12 protein-coding genes and 2 pseudogenes are annotated in these 17,149 nt (G+C 42.9%); 4 read left to right on the top strand and 10 right to left on the bottom strand.

The features are described from left to right. Positions 1-50: 50 nt before the first annotated feature. Both H8S54_RS02070 and H8S54_RS02065 read right to left on the bottom strand, forming a co-directional pair. The gene (locus tag H8S54_RS02070) at positions 51-587 is read right to left on the bottom strand and encodes a DUF3877 family protein (RefSeq protein WP_186900795.1); all 537 of its coding nucleotides are present in this window, start codon (positions 585-587) and stop codon (positions 51-53) included. Next, positions 584-1,387: a GNAT family N-acetyltransferase gene (locus H8S54_RS02065; protein WP_186900794.1), complete on the bottom strand. Its 804-nt coding sequence runs from the start codon at positions 1,385-1,387 to the stop codon at positions 584-586. The genes H8S54_RS02070 and H8S54_RS02065 overlap by 4 nt, the downstream gene beginning before the upstream one ends. Positions 1,388-1,703: 316 nt before the next feature. Between H8S54_RS02065 and H8S54_RS02060 the strand changes: the two genes are divergently transcribed. Both H8S54_RS02060 and H8S54_RS02055 read left to right on the top strand, forming a co-directional pair. After that, positions 1,704-2,243, top strand: coding sequence for a nitroreductase family protein (locus tag H8S54_RS02060; protein WP_186900793.1), 540 nt, complete (start codon positions 1,704-1,706; stop codon positions 2,241-2,243). 97 nt (positions 2,244-2,340) lie between these two features. Further along, complete coding sequence (locus H8S54_RS02055; RefSeq protein WP_186900792.1) at positions 2,341-3,462, top strand: DUF362 domain-containing protein; 1,122 nt, start codon at positions 2,341-2,343, stop codon at positions 3,460-3,462. A gap of 53 nt (positions 3,463-3,515) precedes the next feature. Here the strand turns inward: H8S54_RS02055 and H8S54_RS02050 are convergent, their stop codons facing one another. Continuing rightward, a complete protein-coding gene (locus tag H8S54_RS02050) occupies positions 3,516-4,850 on the bottom strand; it encodes an ATP-binding protein (protein ID WP_021924779.1) in 1,335 nt (444 codons plus the stop codon). A 24-nt stretch (positions 4,851-4,874) separates the two neighbouring features. Beyond that, positions 4,875-5,096, bottom strand: a pseudogene (locus tag H8S54_RS18740) (DUF6783 domain-containing protein); the annotation flags it as partial. On the opposite strand from H8S54_RS18740, the pseudogene H8S54_RS18735 reads away from it, so the two are divergent. Further along, positions 5,034-5,282: pseudogene (locus H8S54_RS18735) on the top strand (DUF6783 domain-containing protein). The pseudogenes H8S54_RS18740 and H8S54_RS18735 sit on opposite strands and share 63 nt — an antisense overlap. On the opposite strand, the gene H8S54_RS02045 reads toward H8S54_RS18735, so the two are convergent. From H8S54_RS02045 to H8S54_RS02035, 3 genes are all read right to left on the bottom strand, one after another. Further along, positions 5,240-7,261 (bottom strand): beta-galactosidase, encoded by a 2,022-nt coding sequence (locus tag H8S54_RS02045; protein ID WP_186900791.1) that lies wholly within the window; start codon positions 7,259-7,261, stop codon positions 5,240-5,242. The pseudogene H8S54_RS18735 and the gene H8S54_RS02045 overlap by 43 nt on opposite strands. Positions 7,262-7,428: 167 nt before the next feature. Then, positions 7,429-8,664 (bottom strand): glycoside hydrolase family 43 protein, encoded by a 1,236-nt coding sequence (locus H8S54_RS02040; protein ID WP_186900790.1) that lies wholly within the window; start codon positions 8,662-8,664, stop codon positions 7,429-7,431. Beyond that, positions 8,661-9,263 (bottom strand): hypothetical protein, encoded by a 603-nt coding sequence (locus H8S54_RS02035; RefSeq protein WP_186900789.1) that lies wholly within the window; start codon positions 9,261-9,263, stop codon positions 8,661-8,663. The genes H8S54_RS02040 and H8S54_RS02035 overlap by 4 nt, the downstream gene beginning before the upstream one ends. Before the next feature lie 252 nt (positions 9,264-9,515). Here H8S54_RS02035 and H8S54_RS02030 point away from each other — a divergent pair, with 252 nt between their 5' ends. Then, positions 9,516-10,277: a PIG-L family deacetylase gene (locus tag H8S54_RS02030; RefSeq protein WP_186900788.1), complete on the top strand. Its 762-nt coding sequence runs from the start codon at positions 9,516-9,518 to the stop codon at positions 10,275-10,277. A 54-nt stretch (positions 10,278-10,331) separates the two neighbouring features. On the opposite strand, the gene H8S54_RS02025 is transcribed toward H8S54_RS02030, so the two are convergent. The 3 genes from H8S54_RS02025 to H8S54_RS02015 form a co-directional block, all read right to left on the bottom strand. Beyond that, a complete protein-coding gene (locus H8S54_RS02025) occupies positions 10,332-10,703 on the bottom strand; it encodes a PD-(D/E)XK nuclease domain-containing protein (RefSeq protein ID WP_330600049.1) in 372 nt (123 codons plus the stop codon). A 107-nt stretch (positions 10,704-10,810) separates the two neighbouring features. After that, positions 10,811-14,335, bottom strand: coding sequence for a leucine-rich repeat protein (locus tag H8S54_RS02020; protein WP_186900787.1), 3,525 nt, complete (start codon positions 14,333-14,335; stop codon positions 10,811-10,813). Between the two features lie 297 nt (positions 14,336-14,632). Beyond that, positions 14,633-17,113, bottom strand: a complete 2,481-nt coding sequence (locus H8S54_RS02015; protein WP_186900786.1) for a glycogen/starch/alpha-glucan phosphorylase — start codon at positions 17,111-17,113, stop codon at positions 14,633-14,635. Positions 17,114-17,149: the final 36 nt, after the last annotated feature.

The following is a 17,149-nucleotide window of genomic DNA, read 5'->3' as shown; positions in this document are numbered from 1 at the left end:
TCTATGCATTTGGACATGTAATTGTGAAAATACGCAGAAAATCTGCTCTGTCAGAATCCGAACTCCTCATAATCCTCCGGCAGAAATCTATGATAAATAAAGTGAAAGCCTTCGTCCTTAAAGCAATAATAATACATATCGTCCTCTTTATCCACAAATCGGATATAAAAGTCAAACTCCCCGTTATTCATATCCTGATACTCTGTTTTTTCCCAATAAGACGCAAACAGATTAAGCAGCTTCTCCTTCGTACAATCGTGCTGCTGAACCAGCTCGATAAGGACCTTGATAAACTCATTCTCTTTCATATTCTCATGTACATACACGCTGCCTGGTTCCGGAATATAAAAGCAAAAGCGGTCACCTCTGTGGGTAGCAGTCACCTGCCCCAGCTTCTCTACCAGCGCTTCCGGCATATGTGATAATCTGGCAGCCATTTCATCTGCGCTGTCCCTGGCAGAAAAGAAATGATTCAGGGAAGACAGAGGATAATATAAATGAATCTTCTCCTCCTTGAATCCAAGCTTGGCCTGTTCTTCCTTTATTACATCTATTAAACTGTTTTCCAGCTTTTCAAATCCCGTCATAGTTTCTCCTTTTTCACTTTATAAACCACATACTCGTGGCTGAAATGATAGCCCAGCTTCTCTGCCAGCCCAACAGACATTTTATTGGCTGCATCCCAGTTTGGATAAAGCCCTCGCTTATCACACTCCAGCAGAAGCCGTGCGGCCCCAATATAAGCCAGTCCTTTTCTGCGGTAATCTTCCCTGGTTACCACTTCAATTTCAATCCCACCATGATAACCCAGATTTTCGTTAATTCGCCTTCCATAACCGGAATAGGAAGAAATTCCGGCTACTATCTCACCATTTTTTAAAATTACCACGCCAAGACCAAATTTCTCATATTTGCTGTAATTTTCATAATTCGCAGCCAGATCTTTACTCCAGGAGGTCATCCTGCAAGCCTCAAAAAGCTCTTTGTCGATCAGTTTCATTTCGTATTCCGCAGACAAGCTGTTTGCCGCCTTTTGAAGCTTGACAAGATCAAAAATCCCTGGTTCTTTTTTAATTGCATAGCGAATAGTTTTCTCAGCTTTCTCTCCATAGCAGTTCTCGATCATTTGTGCCCAGTCATTGTTTTGCGGCACCAGAATCAGCTCTGTGCATTCACCTTTTTCCAGCACTCCAAAAATGACTTCCGATTTTGGTCTTCCACTCAGGAAACAAAAATCTCCAAGCATAACAGCACCGCTCTCCGGCTTTTTTAGAGAATCCACATATATTTTTCCCATTACGCCCTGCACCGCTGACCAGACTACACTATCCTGCCAGCCTGCAAAGAGGGCACTGGCTCTGTCTGTTTCTTTTAATTCACAAATCATGCTATACTCCTTACGTGAATCACGCTCTGCCCCTTTCCCTCCTTGCTTAATTTGGTTAAGCAATTCCTACGGTTCTATATACTTATCAGGGGAGAAAGTGTATCCGTTCTTATATCTCACAGTTAAATAGAAGGTCTCTTTTCCATCTGTAACCTTTACAAAGCAAATCTTATTATCATCAAATTTGTCAGTAATGTCAATACTCTGGTTATGGAAATAACCCCATACTTTTCATAATTACTTTTTCAATTGACTGATTGATTTTTCTTCTTAATAATGCCATAATAATAAAAAATTTGATTGAGGAGGTTTTCTCATGGAATTTCAGACACTTATTGAGAACAGAAGATCTGTGCGTAAATACAGTCCCAATACGGATATTACCAAAGAACAGATCCAGCAGCTTATAAAGGCAGCCTTGGAAGCCCCATCATGGAAAAATACTGAAACAGGGCGTTATTATTGTGTTTTATCAGAGGATATGAAGCAGAAGCTTCGTAAGGAATGTCTGTGTTACGCTAATAACCATATAAAAACTGAGCATGCCGCTTTGATCGTCACTACCTTCGTACATAACCGCGCCGGCTTCCAGAAGGACGGCACACCTGATAATGAAATCGGTAATGGCTGGGGCTGCTATGATCTTGGTCTTCAGAATGAAAATCTGATCCTGAAGGCTGCAGAGCTTGGTCTTTCCACCCTGATCATGGGCCTTCGCAATGCAGATAAGATTCGCGAAATGCTCTCCATCCCGGAAGCTGAGACTATTGTCGCTGTTATTGCAGTAGGAAAAGCAGATGAAGAGCCAAGTCGGCCGAAGCGCAGAGAGCTTGAGGATGTTCTGAAATTTTTTTAAAGCATATTAAAAAATCTGGCAGCATCAAAACAGCTTGACATTAAAGCAATTAAAAGAATATTATGAAGATAAATAAAAATCAGAAATGAGGTACATTATGGAAAAATCAACTGTTTATTTCACTGATTTTCGCTGCAAGGTTGGCACAAGCCAGCTGGACAAGCTGAAAAAATTATGTATCGCAGCCGGAATCAAAAATATCGACATGGATGGTAAATTTGTTGCCATCAAAATGCATTTCGGAGAACTTGGAAACCTTGCTTTCCTGCGCCCCAATTATGCAAAGGTAGTAGCAGATCTTTGTAAAGAGCTTGGAGGAATGCCATTCCTTACAGACTGTAACACCCTCTATCCGGGAAGCCGTAAGAACGCCCTGGAGCACATGGACTGTGCTAATCTGAATGGGTTCAATACTGTTACCACAGGCTGTCAGATCATTATCGGTGATGGACTTCGAGGAACTGATGATGTGGATGTTCCTGTAGAAAATGCAGAATATTGTCCTACTGCAAAAATCGGCCGCGCTGTTATGGACGCTGATGTATTCATCAGTCTTACCCATTTCAAGGGTCATGAGGCAACCGGTTTTGGCGGCGCAATTAAGAACATCGGAATGGGCTGCGGAAGCCGTGCAGGAAAAATGGCTCAGCACGCCAGCGGTAAGCCAGTCATCAATGAAGAGCTGTGCCGTGGCTGTAAACGCTGTGCCAAAGAATGCGGAAGTGACGCAATTACATATCCTGAGAAAAAAGCTGTTATCGATTATGATAAATGTAAGGGCTGCGGCCGCTGCATCGGTGCCTGCAGCTTTGATGCCATCCACAATCCACACAGCAATTCCAATGAGCTTCTTTGCCGCAAGATGACAGAGTATGCACAGGCAGTCTGTCACGGACGCCCATGCTTCCATATTGCCCTGGTTCAGGACATCAGCCCGAACTGTGACTGCCACGGTGAAAATGATGCTCCGATCCTTCCGGATATCGGAATGTTCGCAAGTTTCGACCCCATTGCCCTTGACCAGGCCTGTGTAGACGCATGTCTTGCAGCTGAGCCAATCCGCAACAGTCAGCTTGGTGACAACCTTGCAAAACCGGAATGGCATTGCCACCACAATCACTTTATGGATTCTAATCCGAATGTAGAATGGGAAGCAACCCTGGACCATGGACAGAAGATTGGACTTGGTTCAAGAAGCTATGAACTGAAGAGAATTTAAACTTTAATAAAGGGGTACCGCATTACTTTAAGCAGTGCGGTACCCCCTTATATTTAACCTCTTTTTGCCAGATATCTTTTAATCAAAAATGAGCAAAAATATGGAAATGTATAAATTCCATTTTCTATGCCCACATTACTGTCAGCCAGTTTTATTCCCCACTTAATATCACTGTAGTTTTCATTGTCAATCAGCTTTCTTAGAGATTTTGAACGATTATTATTTGCCTTTACTTCAACTGGAACCAGTTCGTCTTTCGTTCTGACAAAAAAGTCTTCTTCTAAAGTTGCATTTTCTTTTTTGTAATAATATAGTCCTAAACCTTGTTTCAGAAATGCCTCTGCAACAAAGTTTTCATATAAAGCGCCTTTGTAAACACCCATATTTTTATTTGCCCGTAAGTCCTCTTGGGCTTCCTCGTCCAAAGACGCAATCAGCAGTCCTGTATCCGGATAGTACAGCTTAAATTTCAATTCATCATAATTTCCCTTTAACGGTAATTCTGGATAATCCAGACAATAGCACACAGAAACAACTCCCGCATCCTTCAGCCAGTCAATACAGCCCGAATACTCTCTGCTTCTTGCATTTTTCTCAATTTTACTTAACTGAAATTTTTTGTTTTCTTTTGCCAGCTGTACCGGAACACTTCTGTATACACTGGCAATTTTCGTTTGGTCTAATCCTTCTGCATATTTTCTAATATCCTCTTCATAATCTAGTTGAATTTGACGTTGAATTTCCAATGTATCGGAAAAGGTGTTCGTTTCTATATATTGCCTGATAACTGCGGGCATCCCCCCAAGCACGCAATATTCAAGAAACAGTTTTTTATAAACAGACAATTCCGTTTCAGAGAATACCTTCCCAGAACACATATGTTCCAGAATTTGTTCGATGTGTAAATCTGAGTAGCCTTTTGCCCAGAGAAATTCCTCAAAATCCATAGAGAACATTTCATAATCTGTTTTATATCCCACACTGTTACTGTGAATTTTTTTATAATTAATTCCCAGCAAAGAGCCGCTGCAGATTACATCAAATCTTCCATCCATCTTAAAAGACTTCAAAGAAGTGGAAATATCAGGAAATTCCTGCAATTCATCAAACACAATCAGAGTTTTTCCTGCAATAAATTTTTTAGAAGGATCAATGAGGGATATATTTTTTATAATATTTTCCACACTATATCCGTCACTTAATATAGTTTTATACTGCCCCTCCAGCACAAAATTTATAGAAACCACATTCTCATAATTCTCATCTGCAAAGTGAATAATAGATTCTGTCTTTCCAATCTGTCTTGCACCTTTAATGATTAGCGGAAGTCTGTTTTCTTTCTCCTTCCACTGCCTTAAGTAACTGTCTACCTTTCTTTTAAAATACATAACCTCACCCCTTCAAAAAGTCAATCACGTTTTTTGAGCTTTTATTCGCAGTTTTATCACGTTTTTCATTACTATTTTAGCACAAAAATCACGTTTTATGTATATTAAATTATTTAAACCTTTATCCGCTTTCCTATCAGCCACAAGCAGACTAGAGCATGTTTGAAAAAGGCTTTCTGCAAGATGTGCGTCACAATTTGTGGGAGATTTTGTCCAGATGAGGGCGCCGTAGCGGGCTACGGCAACTGAATTCGGGCAAAATATACCGCAAAGTGGGGCGTGCAGATTGCGGGAATGATTTTTCAAACAGGCTCTAGAGTGTGTTTGAAAAAAAATTCCGGCAAACAATGTCCTTCCACCGTTTGCCGGAACTTTTTTAAGATTTCTTTTTATGCTTCTTCCACAATTTTCACGCCCCACGCTGGCATTTGAAGGGCGGCACCCTTTTCTACGGATGTGTTTTCCAACAGTTCTTCGCCGTTCTTATACTCATAGGGCATTTCCAGCTCCACAGCAGAATAATTCAGGAAATAACGAATAGTTTTTCCCAGATCATTGGTACCTTTTCGCACAATGATTGGGTAATGATACTCTGGGATTTCCACATCGGCTTCCGGAAGCACGGCTTTATAGACAGCCTTCAGTGTATCTTCATCTGTCATGCAGCCAATGTATACGGCCTGACCTTTTCCATAATGGTTTCGGGTAATAGCGGCGTAGTCTTTCCAGTTGTAGTGTTCATAAGAGGCCAGCACTTCTGCCCCATCTGCAGTCAGAAGCTCCATAAATACCTTTGCTTCTGACAAACTGTTTTTCTTTGAAATAATTTCCCCGGTTAATCCTACATTCTTGGGGAATGTAAACTGATCATAATGTACCCCGAGACAGTTTTTCAGAATATGTGGCTGCACCTGGTGACTTACCTTTACATTTTCGTTGGTAAAAGCAGTTTTAAAGGATGCAATCAGGGTTCCTCCATTTTCCACATACTGATTCAACCGTATGAGAAGCTCATCAGGTGCCGCATAAAGGGCAGGTACCACAATTGCCTTGTACTGATCCAGATTCTCAGATTCCGGCCATATGAAATCGCATTCTACATTCATGCGATACAAAGTGTCATACATCCAGCGCATAACATCATTATAATAAATGCTCTGCGCATCTGCGCCTGGCGCCTGTTCCTGGATTCGGAACCAGTTCAGGGCTGTAAGCGCTTCGTTGCTCACCAGCACTGCCACATCATTTTTCTTTTTCAGATTTACCAGATGGCTTCCCAGTTTGGCAAATTCATTTCCAATCGTGCAGGCTTCCTTATATGACGCATTCTCCTGGAAATCATGGCTGAGCAGCCCCTTCCAATATGTCTCAAAAGAGTTGTGAATGGAATGCCAGTGCCAATACATCACGCTGTTTGCGCCGGATGCCAGATGGCTGTACGCCTGCAGTCTCAGCTGACCTTTATAAGGTGTCCAGCCCGGAAAACCCTGTGCTTCGGTCTCGATCACCAGGTAATTGTCCTGTTTCAAGGAACGGATCAGGTCTCCGCCGAATGCAATTTCCGCTCCGGTCAGTTCGTCCTGAGTGGGATGATAAATATCTGTTCCTGCAATGGTCAGGCACTGGGAAGCGTGAAGATGATTTACATAAGGCTGAATTCCATAGGAGTATCCTCTCCACTCAAAATCCAGATTATGGGTAACAAACTGTTCTTCTCTGCGGTATTCATTTACAATATCCGCCTGCCAGCTAAGAAATTTGTCCACCAGGGTTCTCTGGAATTTCTCAAATTCCGCGCCAAGGCTTCCGTTGATAGTTCCGCGCACATCCGGGAAATCCTCCCAGGCGTTGATCCGGTTGCTCCAATAATCCAGTCCGAATTCGTAATTCAGGGCATCCAGATCGTCATGGAATTTTTCCCGAAGATATTTCACAAACTGCTCCTGCACATTTTTGCCCGCAGTTCCGTAGTATTTCGTCTCATTGTCCAGCTGAAAACCGATGACGCATTTCCTGTGGGCAGTGCGTTTCATCAGTTCACGGATCACACGCTCCGCATAAAAAAGATACACCGGATGGGTAATGTCCATAATCTGGCGCGCGCCATAAATGCCACGGCCTTTCACAGTGGTTGCAAGCACATCCGGATGCGCCTTCACCATCCAGGTGGGAACCGCATAAGTGGGTGTACCGATAATCACATTGATTCCCGCAGCCTCCATGGCGTCCATCACTCTTTCCACATGGAAAAAATCAAACACTCCAGGCTGGGGCTCACAGGTACTCCATGTAGACTCCGCAATCCGGACAGTGTTGATCCCTGCTTTTTTCATCATTTCCACATCTTTGTCCAGGCGGTCATATGGCATATATTCGTCGTAGTATGCTGCTCCGTAAAAAAGTTCTTTCATGTTCATCCTCCATCTTTCCATCGTTTGCTATTATTGATTGTAACAAATTTGGGTTCCTGTTTATATCATATATTTCAGCAATTTATCATTTTTCTCATATATAATTTCTGTTCATTGGCCGCATGCCGCAAGATATTCTTTATGAACAAAATCTGCTCTTCGGACCTTTATTGGAGTATAAATTCTGATTCCCACTGAATTTCTACCTTATTGCCGTTGAAAGCAAGAGGCAGCCAGATGTATCTGGAATCTGCCAGATCCGTGCTGTTCCAGCGGTCTCCGAAGTAAATCCACTGACCGGATTTCGTCTGGAAAACGCAGGTGCTCTGGGTGTCAAAGGTAATGTCTCCATCTTTTCCCAGGCAAGGGTTTCCGTCGTTTTTCCATTCGCCGAAAATCTCATCTGCGGACCAGACCCGCGCCTGGTTGGACATCCATCCTGTGGTACTGGAGGACATAAAGTAGTACCGCCCGTTTTCTCCCTTGAAAAGAACCGGAGCTTCCCGCATGGAGCCTGGGAAAAGGCGGATGAAATCTTCCTTGTAAACTGCCTCCTCCGGGTCTGCGGACAGGTATGTGTATTCCTCATTCAGCTTGGAAATGTACATGGTTTTGTTGTTTTCGCTGGTGTAGGCAATGTAAGCGATTCCGTCATCATCCTTGAAAAGGTTCATGTCTCGAGCTTCGCCTTTGGATGAGGGGAAACAGTCGATCTGGCCTTTTGGACACTGACTGAGACGGTATCTTCCAAGGAAACGAAAAGGACCTGCGAGGGAGTCGCTGATGGCTACGCCTGCCATTCCTACGTCATATTTGTAGGAATTTTTCTCAGTGCTGTCATCGCTGTGAAACCAGATTACGTATTTGTCGGTTTTCTCGTTGTACAGCATTTTCGGGCGCTCGATTACGGTATTTTTGTTGATGCAGTTATAGACTTCGTCCAGTTCTTCCTGGCTGTAATCCTGGTAAAGTTCCTGGAAATAGGAATCTTCCTCCAGCTGTTTCCGGGATTCCACTGCCCGAAGGACATCGCCCTGGAATTCCCAGTGGTACAGGTCATCGGATGTGTAGACTGCCACATCGTTGCCGAAATGGCCGGAGGACTTATCCTCGCCTACCCATACGTATTTCTCTGTTTTTCCGCCGTTGCCGTCTGGCACTGACATGAGCTGGATCTGGCCGCCGTGGGCCTGGATGGAATTACCGTCTGTGTCAAGCCACGCGGCACCAGGGAGAATTGTGTCTTTCCCATCCACTGGCATTTGTAATTCTTCATTTACATACAACTGCGCACTCCCCTTCCCCAAACCGGAAAACAGGTCTGCGATGTCATAGAGTCCGCAGCCGCTTAAAGTTAAAGACGCTGTTATACAAACAGCTAATAGACCACCTATTTTTTTCAAAATATACCTCCCAATGCTGGCAGAACAGGCAATGCAGCTATCAAAACCAGCCCCAGACAGAACAATATTTTTCTTATAAGACTGTCGTTATTTTCTTTCAGCCGTGCTATTGTTAGAATCAAAAGCCCAATTCCATAAGGCATCAACGCCACACTATTGATTCCGCAAAATACAGCCAACAGTGCTGCTGCCAGTGAAACTAGCAATTCCAGAGCTTTTCCCCACACTGCTTCCTGAATTCCTCTGGTTTTCCACATCCATCCCAGCCAAATTCCACACAGCACTACGCTTCCAACTGCTGCCGCACGCATACAGCCGTTCATCCAGTCATCGCCTGTGGCATAAATAATTACCGCAGGGAACGCCCAGAACATTCCGAATATGTATAATATCCTGCTTAACAAACCAATCAGCTTCTGTTCTCTGCTGCCAAACCTTTTCCCTGCCTGCGCCATATCCAATATTTCCCCGAGAATGCAAAGTCCCATCCCCGCAACCACATACATCATGGTAAAAGACGGACTAAACACCATCCCCCGATACGCCGCCGCGAAGCAGACAATAAAACCAATTATAAATGCAAGATTCGTTTTTCTCATATTCTGCTACCTCAAAAATTGTACTTTCTTAAGTATAACAGTCTTTCTTCGGAAAAGCTATCTTAATCTTTTTGAAATGGCTGGAGCACTTCAAACATCGCCTTGTAACTTATGGGGAATATAGTATAATTAAGATAGTTATTTGAAATATAATGAAATCTGATTTCGTTTATATAAATGTTATGATATAGATGCCAAAAGGTCTTTTTACACTGATATCATACTAATAAAAGCAGAAATGGAGTACCTTACATGAACAATCATTTTTCCGCCAGTTCCAACGCTGGCAGAATTCTTTCCTGGCTGGCGCGGCACTGGAAACGGCTGCTGGCTGCAATTGTGATACTGGCTGCGATTGCCTTTGCCGGACATGAATTTTATCTTTTTTATCCTTATCTGAATCTGCCCCATGTAACAACTGCCGACCTGGATGCCCTTGATCTGGACGGGTACGACAAGGTGATGTTTGTGGCGCACCCGGACGATGATCTGCTCTGGGGCGGACGGCATTTGATTGAGGATGATTATCTGGTAGTGTGCATGACCCGGGGAAATGATCCGGTTCGAAGTGCAGAATTTAAATCCGTAATGGAAGCTACCGGGGACAAATATCTGATTCTTTCCTACCCTGACAAAATCGGAAAAGACCGCAGCAGCTGGAGTTACTGGAAAAAGGATATGGAAGCCGATATTGCCACTGTTCTGAACTATAAAGATTGGAAGCAGGTTGCCACCCACAATGCAGATGGTGAGTACGGTCATCACCACCACCAGATGACTCACCAGCTTGTAGAAAAAGCCTATAAAGAGACAAACTGCGGTGCTGCTTTCTATTCTTTTGGAAAGTATTATGTAAATGACAAGATCCCCTATGACCTTGCAGAAATGCCTAAAGACCTTTACATCCAGAAGCGCAAACTGGCTAAGCTCTACGCCAGCCAACGGACTACCGTAAGAAAGATGTATCATATGCTGCCGTATGAATACTGGCAGGAAATAGCAATAGAAAAATAATGTATAACACCAACGGGCAGGCAACTCAACTAAGAGCTGCTGCCCGTTTCTAATTTATTCCTGCTCAATCAGCACTGTTTTTCCCGAAAACGCAAATCCCAAATGCCTGATATCTTCTTTTCGAATTCCCCGTGTTAAAAGCTCCGCATCATAATTTCTTTCCACAATCTGCTGTAAAGCGTTCTGTGCAGTTTCCTCCAGATTCTTTTCACGCTTTGCTTTATGCACTTTAAACTCTATTACGTATGCTCTTTTATTTTCCTCCAAAGGCTCCAGCATGATATCGTATCGTCCCAGACCGCTTTCCCGATTGGAGGTAATTCTGTATTTATCTGCAAGGTCGACCATCAGTCCCAGTACAAAGCCATGATAAAACCGCTCCGGTTCCTGCTGCTCCGCATTTTTCCCGAACCGATATGTATGTATTCATTATGGCACACTTAGAGAGTAAACTCAATCTGAAAAAGTTTAAATTAATACATAGCAATAGGCGGGTGGCTCGTCTGGGAGCACCCGCCCGGTAAAGGAATTACTTATCTGGTTTTCTTTTTGAATTTCTGAAGTATTATTAGTATTCCTTCTGCTGACAAGAACAATACAAGTATCCAGATTATTATTTTGCTTTCATCCCCTGTTTTTGTATTTGTTTCTTCCGGTGCTGTAGTCGGAGTCGGTGTAGCAGTTACAACCGAAGAAGCTGCAACAATAGAAGGCGCATCCGTTGGTGATGGCTCTACAGTCGGTGATGGCTCTAGCGGAGCTTTTTCAATGACAAATCCGGTGGTTGCGGAACCACTTTCAGAATTAATACTTAATGTATGTACTCCAACTGATAGTGCAGAAAGAAATTCTGAATGCAAAGTTATAATTGTACTTCCTTCTTTTTTGTCATAATTATTTTCATTAACAACTTCGTTATCAATTGTTACATTAATAAACTCTGAAAATGGGGCACTTGAACAGAAGGAAAGCGTTTTTCCGGAGTTTACTTGCCATTTTTCATTATATCCATCTATTATTCTCGGCGGTTCGGATTTTATAGCTCTTTTATACCCGCAAATTTTGCAAGCACTATCCTTTTCATTCTCATAAATATGGTCTGCTTCTTCTATTCTTTTCTGGCATACAGCACATTCTTTCCAGTGTTTGTCAGCATTTAACAACCAGTTCTCTCCGCCTTTATGACCTTCTGCCGAAATCTTGATAGTATCGAGACTGCCAATTTCATTTATTCCCTCTTTGTCCTGATATAATTTACCACATACACGACATGTGTAGTATTCTTCATAGCCGGGTTCCACACAGGTTGCTTCTTTCTTCTCTGTCTTTTCTAAGGCATGTCCTTGCGCTGAGATTTCTACCGGACTGCTGATTTCCTTTGTTCCTCCTTCATCTGCAAAGAGTTTCTGACAGGTTTTGCACTTCCAATAGCTTTCGTAGCCTCTCTCTGTACAGGTCGCTTCTTTCCTCTCCGTTTTTTCTAAAACATGTCCTTGTGATGGAATTTTTATCGGCTCACTGATTTCCGTTGTTCCCCCCTCATCTGCAAAGAGCTTCTGACAGGTTTTGCACTTCCAATAGCTTTCGTAGCCTCCCTCTGTACAGGTCGCTTCTTTCCTCTCCGTTTTTTCTAAAACATGTCCTTGTGATGGAATTTTTATCGGCTCACTGATTTCCGTTATTCCCCCTTCATCTGCAAAGAGCTTCTGACAGGTTTTGCACTTCCAATAGCTTTCGTAGCCTCCCTCGGTACAGGTCGCTTCTTTCCTCTCCGTTTTTTCTAAAACATGTCCTTGTGATGGGATTTCTATCGCTCCGCTGATTTCCGTTGTTCCTCCTTCATCTGCGAAGAGCTTCTGGCAGGTTTTACACTTCCAATAGCTTTCATAACCGGGTTTCACACAGGTTCCTTCCTTTTTCTCTGTCTTTTCTAAGGCATGTCCATATGCTGGGATTTCTACCGGACTGAGGATTTCCGTTGTTCCTCCTTCGTCTGCGAAGAGCTTCTGGCAGGTTTTACACTTCCAATAGCTTTCGTAACCTCCCTCTGTACAGGTTGCTTCTTTCCTCTCTGTCTTTTCTAAGGCATGTCCATATGCTGGGATTTCTACCGGACTGAGGATTTCCGTTGTTCCTCCTTCGTCTGCGAAGAGCTTCTGGCAGGTTTTACACTTCCAATAGCTTTCGTAGCCTCCCTCTGTACAGGTCGCTTCCTTCTTCTCAGCCTTTTCTAAAGCATGTCCTTGTGCTGGAATTTCTACCGGACTGAGGATTTCTGTTGTTCCTCCTTCGTCTGCAAAGAGCCTCTGGCAGGTTTTACACTTCCAATAGCTTTCGCAGCCTCCCTCGGTACAGGTCGCTTCCTTCTTCTCAGCCTTTTCTAAGGCATGTCCTTGTGCTGGAATTTCTACCGGACTGATGATTTCTGTTGTTCCTCCTTCGTCTGCAAAGAGCTTCTGGCAGGTTTTACACTTCCAATAGCTTTCATAGCCTCCCTCTGTACAGGTTGCTTCTTTCCTCTCTGTCTTTTCTAAGGCATGTCCATATGCTGGGATTTCTACCGGACTGAGGATTTCCGTTGTTCCTCCTTCGTCTGCAAAGAGCTTCTGGCAGGTTTTACACTTCCAATAGCTTTCATAACCGGGTTCCACACAGGTTGCTTCCTTTTTCTCTGTCTTTTCTAAGGCATGTCCTTGTGCCGAGATTTCTACCGGACTGATGATTTCTGTTGTTCCTCCTTCGTCTGCAAAAAGCTTCTGGCAGGTTTTACACTTCCAATAGCTTTCGTAGCCTCCCTCGGTACAGGTTGCTTCCTTCTTCTCAGCCTTTTCTAAAGCATGTCCATATGCTGGAATTTCTACCGGACTGAGGATTTCCGTTGTTCCTCCTTCATCTGCGAAAAGCTTCTGGCAATTCGTACAACTCCAGTATCCTTCGTAGCCTCCCTCGGTACAGGTTGCTTCTTCTTTCTCGATTTTTTCAAGATTATGGTCTAACGCCTGAATTACTTCACTATCCTTGGTTGCTGTGCAATTTTTACAGTGAATGGATTTGACACCATCTTCTGTACAAGTTGCTGGTTGGTCAATTGTAAAATCGTCCTCCCAGTCATGTGAAGCTAATTCTCCATATGCCTCACCACAAGTCTGGCAAATCGCTTGTTCTGTGCAGCTTGCCAAACCGCCTGTATGCTCACACACATATCCGCACTCTTCACAAATTCCACTGTTCCACTCATGTACCTCTTCAGCCACGATCACTGCACCACAGCAATTCCATCTCTTTTCATGGCTGACAGCAGTCTTTATCCACTCTTCATTTCCCTCATCGTGCTCGCATTGAAATCCACAATCCAAACAGCCTCCTGCCTCCCATTTGTGCTGTCCATAACTGTCCTTCCACTGAATATCAGTAGTTGGACAATCTGGATCTATACAATTGTGCCAATGATGGGTTTTATCAGATTCCCAGGCCGAATCCGCTGTATGAGTATGGAAAGTCAGCTTTTCTATCCATCCTGTATTATTCTCACCTACCTGAACACTATCTTCCCATTGCTTTTGTGTGCCGTGATAGTAAATCGTTTGTATAGAATCCCAAGTTTCAAATATATTTGAACCAATTTTTATAACACTGTCTGCAATCCTGACATCAGTACAAGAATGCCCCGAAAAACTATATGCACCAACATTTGTTACTCCCGTGTCAATTACTATTGATATTATGGGGCATTCTACAGTTTCATCATTTAACGCCCACGGTGCGTCGCTGACGCTTGCATAATCTAAAGCATCTCCGCTTCCGCTAATAGTCAGTATCCCCTTATCATCCAAAGTCCATCTTACATTATCTCCAGCGACTCCACAAATACCGCTTTTCATTACGTTATCTGACGCTTCAGGCTCATTTTCTCTTTCCGTGGTCACAACACAGGCTTCAGGAGATTCTATATTTTCTGCCCAAATGGCAACAGGAAAATTCAATGCTGAGCCTACCATAATAAAAAACATCCCCAAAGCTTCTGTTTTTCTTATTTTCTTTAGTCCCTTTATTTTCATAAGCTCCCTCCTAACCTTTTATAATGTTATTCCTATCTTGATATCTATGAATTGCTCAGCAGCAAAGCTGCTCCCGCAATTCTCAAGCACTCGTAATCCCCTGATATTATTATAATCAATTATACAGTATTTTTTATATATTCACAATAATTTTGCGACAATTTATTTATGAAACAAAAAGCTGCATACACATTTGAGTGTAATACTCTTAATGTGTATGCAGCCTTTATTCTGCTTTTTATACACTTACAGTTAATCCACCGTACCCATTCAGATCCGATGTCTGACTTCTCTTATTTATTTCTCTGCAGCCTCACTGCTCTTAGTTACAGTAACCTTATCCAGATGCCAGATATCATCTACATACTCCTGGATAGTTCTGTCAGAAGAGAATTTACCACTGCATGCAGTGTTCAGAAGTGCCATCTTTGCCCACTTCTTCTCATCCTTGTAAGCAGCTTCCACTCTCTTCTGGGCCTCAGCATAGGATCTGAAATCTCCGAGAATGAAGTACTGATCTGCTCTAGAGCAGTTCTTGGTGTTCAGAAGAGAATCATAGATATCTCTGAACAGCTCTGTATCGCTGGAGAAGGTTCCATTGATCAGCTGCATCAGAACCTGACGGATCTCAGCATCTGTGTTGTAGATAAAATCTGGATCATATCCACCATGATTCTCATAATTAATGATCTGGTCAGCACTCATACCGAAGATAAATGCATTCTCCTGACCAACCTCCTCAACGATCTCTACGTTTGCACCATCCATAGTTCCAAGTGTAGGAGCACCGTTCAGCATAAACTTCATATTACCTGTACCGGAAGCCTCTTTACTTGCAGTAGAAATCTGCTCTGAAACATCTGCTGCTGCAAAAATCATCTCAGCATTGGATACTCTGTAGTTCTCGATAAATACAACTTTAATCTTGCCATTGATAGATGAATCGTTGTTTACAACATCTGCTACACAGTTGATCAATTTGATGATCTTTTTCGCACGCTCATATGCTGCAGAAGCTTTTGCGCCAAAGATGAAGGTTCTTGGATAGAATTCCATCTCCGGATGTAACTTGATCTGGTTGTACAGATAAATTACATGAAGGATATTAAGAAGCTGTCTCTTATACTCATGAAGTCTCTTAACCTGTACGTCAAAAATGGAGTGAGGATCAACTTCAACACCATTGTGCTCCAGAATATATTTTGCAAGACGCTGTTTATTCTGGAATTTAATGTTCATAAATTCCTGAAGAGCCTTCTCATCATCAGCGTATACCTTCAGCTTGCTGATCTGAGAAAGATCTGTAATCCAGTCTGGTCCAATATGGTCTGTGATCCATGCAGCAAGGTTCTGGTTTCCATGAAGAAGAAAACGTCTCTGAGTGATACCGTTAGTTTTGTTATTAAACTTCTCAGGCATCATCTCATAGAAGTCTTTCAATTCCTGATTTTTCAGAATCTCTGTATGAAGTCTTGCAACACCATTTACAGAGAAGCCTGCAACGATTGCAAGGTGAGCCATTTTAACCTGTCCGTCATAGATGATTGCCATCTTTTTGATCTTCTCATAGTTTCCAGGATATCTGTTCTGTACTTCGATGATGAAACGACGGTTGATCTCTTCGATAATCTGATATACACGAGGAAGAAGTCTGGAGAACAGCTCGATCGGCCATTTCTCAAGAGCCTCTGCCATAATGGTATGGTTAGTGTAAGCAACACACTTGGTAGTTACAGCCCATGCATCATCCCAGCCAAGGCCTTCCTGATCCATAAGGATTCTCATAAGCTCAGCAACAGCCATAGTAGGATGAGTATCATTCATCTGGAATACAACCTTCTCGTGAAGCTTCTTGATATCATCGTGTGTCTTTTTGTATTTCTCAATTGCAGCCTGAATACTTGCAGATACAAAGAAATACTGCTGTTTCAGACGAAGCTCTTTACCGGACATTTTATTATCGTTCGGGTAAAGTACGTTTACAATATCCTTTGCAAGGTTCTCCTGCTCAACGGCTTTCTTGTAATCACCTTTATCAAAGGAATCAAATCCAAACTCTTCAATAGCAGCTGCATCCCAGATACGAAGTGTATTTACTACATTATTCTCGTATCCAACGATCGGCATATCGTATGGAATAGCCTTGACAGCCTGATATCCTTCATGGATGAATTTGTTCTGACCTGTAGCCTGGTCATATTCGACTCTTACATATCCGCCGAAATGTACCTCTTTGGCATACTCCGGACGACGAAGCTCGAATGGATAGCCTTCCTCAAGCCATGCATCCGGAACCTCAACCTGATATCCGTCTCTGATTTCCTGTTTGAACATACCATAACGGTAACGGATTCCACAGCCGTATGCACTATATCCAAGTGTTGCAAGGGAATCAAGGAAGCATGCTGCAAGTCTTCCCAGACCACCGTTTCCAAGTGCCGGATCCGGTTCCTGATCCTCAAGCGCATTGATGTCAATTCCCAGCTCTTCAAGAGCTTCCTTCACCTCACCATATGCACCAAGGTTTAAAAGGTTGTTTCCGAGGGCACGTCCCATAAGAAACTCCATGGACATATAGTATACGATTTTCGGATCCTGTGCCTCGTAGGCATTCTGAGTATCAAGCCAGTTATCAATGATAACATCCTTCACTGTGTAGCTTACAGCCTGGAAAAGCTGCTCCTGTGTTGCCTCTTCAAGCTTTCTGCGGTAAAGAAATTTAACATTATCTTTTACGCTTTTTTTAAAGGTTTCTTTATCAAACTGTTTGTCAATCATTTTGCTCCTCCTGTAATGTATGATTCAGGCGAACCT

This window comes from Blautia segnis (genome assembly GCF_014287535.1).
In the GTDB taxonomy this organism is placed as follows: Bacteria; Bacillota; Clostridia; order Lachnospirales; family Lachnospiraceae; genus Blautia_A; species Blautia_A acetigignens.
The sequence above is the reverse complement of the archived record's forward strand: the minus strand, read 5'-3'. Positions and strand labels throughout refer to the sequence as shown.

Excerpts from the sequence above, each read along its gene's own strand:
- H8S54_RS02070 (WP_186900795.1), bottom strand. The coding sequence starts at position 587 with ATGACGGGATTTGAAAAGCTGGAAAACAGTTTAATAGATGTAATAAAG.
- H8S54_RS02065 (WP_186900794.1), bottom strand. The coding sequence starts at position 1,387 with ATGATTTGTGAATTAAAAGAAACAGACAGAGCCAGTGCCCTCTTTGCA.
- H8S54_RS02060 (WP_186900793.1), top strand. The coding sequence starts at position 1,704 with ATGGAATTTCAGACACTTATTGAGAACAGAAGATCTGTGCGTAAATAC.
- H8S54_RS02055 (WP_186900792.1), top strand. The coding sequence starts at position 2,341 with ATGGAAAAATCAACTGTTTATTTCACTGATTTTCGCTGCAAGGTTGGC.
- H8S54_RS02050 (WP_021924779.1), bottom strand. The coding sequence starts at position 4,850 with ATGTATTTTAAAAGAAAGGTAGACAGTTACTTAAGGCAGTGGAAGGAG.
- H8S54_RS02045 (WP_186900791.1), bottom strand. The coding sequence starts at position 7,261 with ATGAAAGAACTTTTTTACGGAGCAGCATACTACGACGAATATATGCCA.
- H8S54_RS02035 (WP_186900789.1), bottom strand. The coding sequence starts at position 9,263 with ATGAGAAAAACGAATCTTGCATTTATAATTGGTTTTATTGTCTGCTTC.
- H8S54_RS02030 (WP_186900788.1), top strand. The coding sequence starts at position 9,516 with ATGAACAATCATTTTTCCGCCAGTTCCAACGCTGGCAGAATTCTTTCC.
- H8S54_RS02020 (WP_186900787.1), bottom strand. The coding sequence starts at position 14,335 with ATGAAAATAAAGGGACTAAAGAAAATAAGAAAAACAGAAGCTTTGGGG.
- H8S54_RS02015 (WP_186900786.1), bottom strand. The coding sequence starts at position 17,113 with ATGATTGACAAACAGTTTGATAAAGAAACCTTTAAAAAAAGCGTAAAA.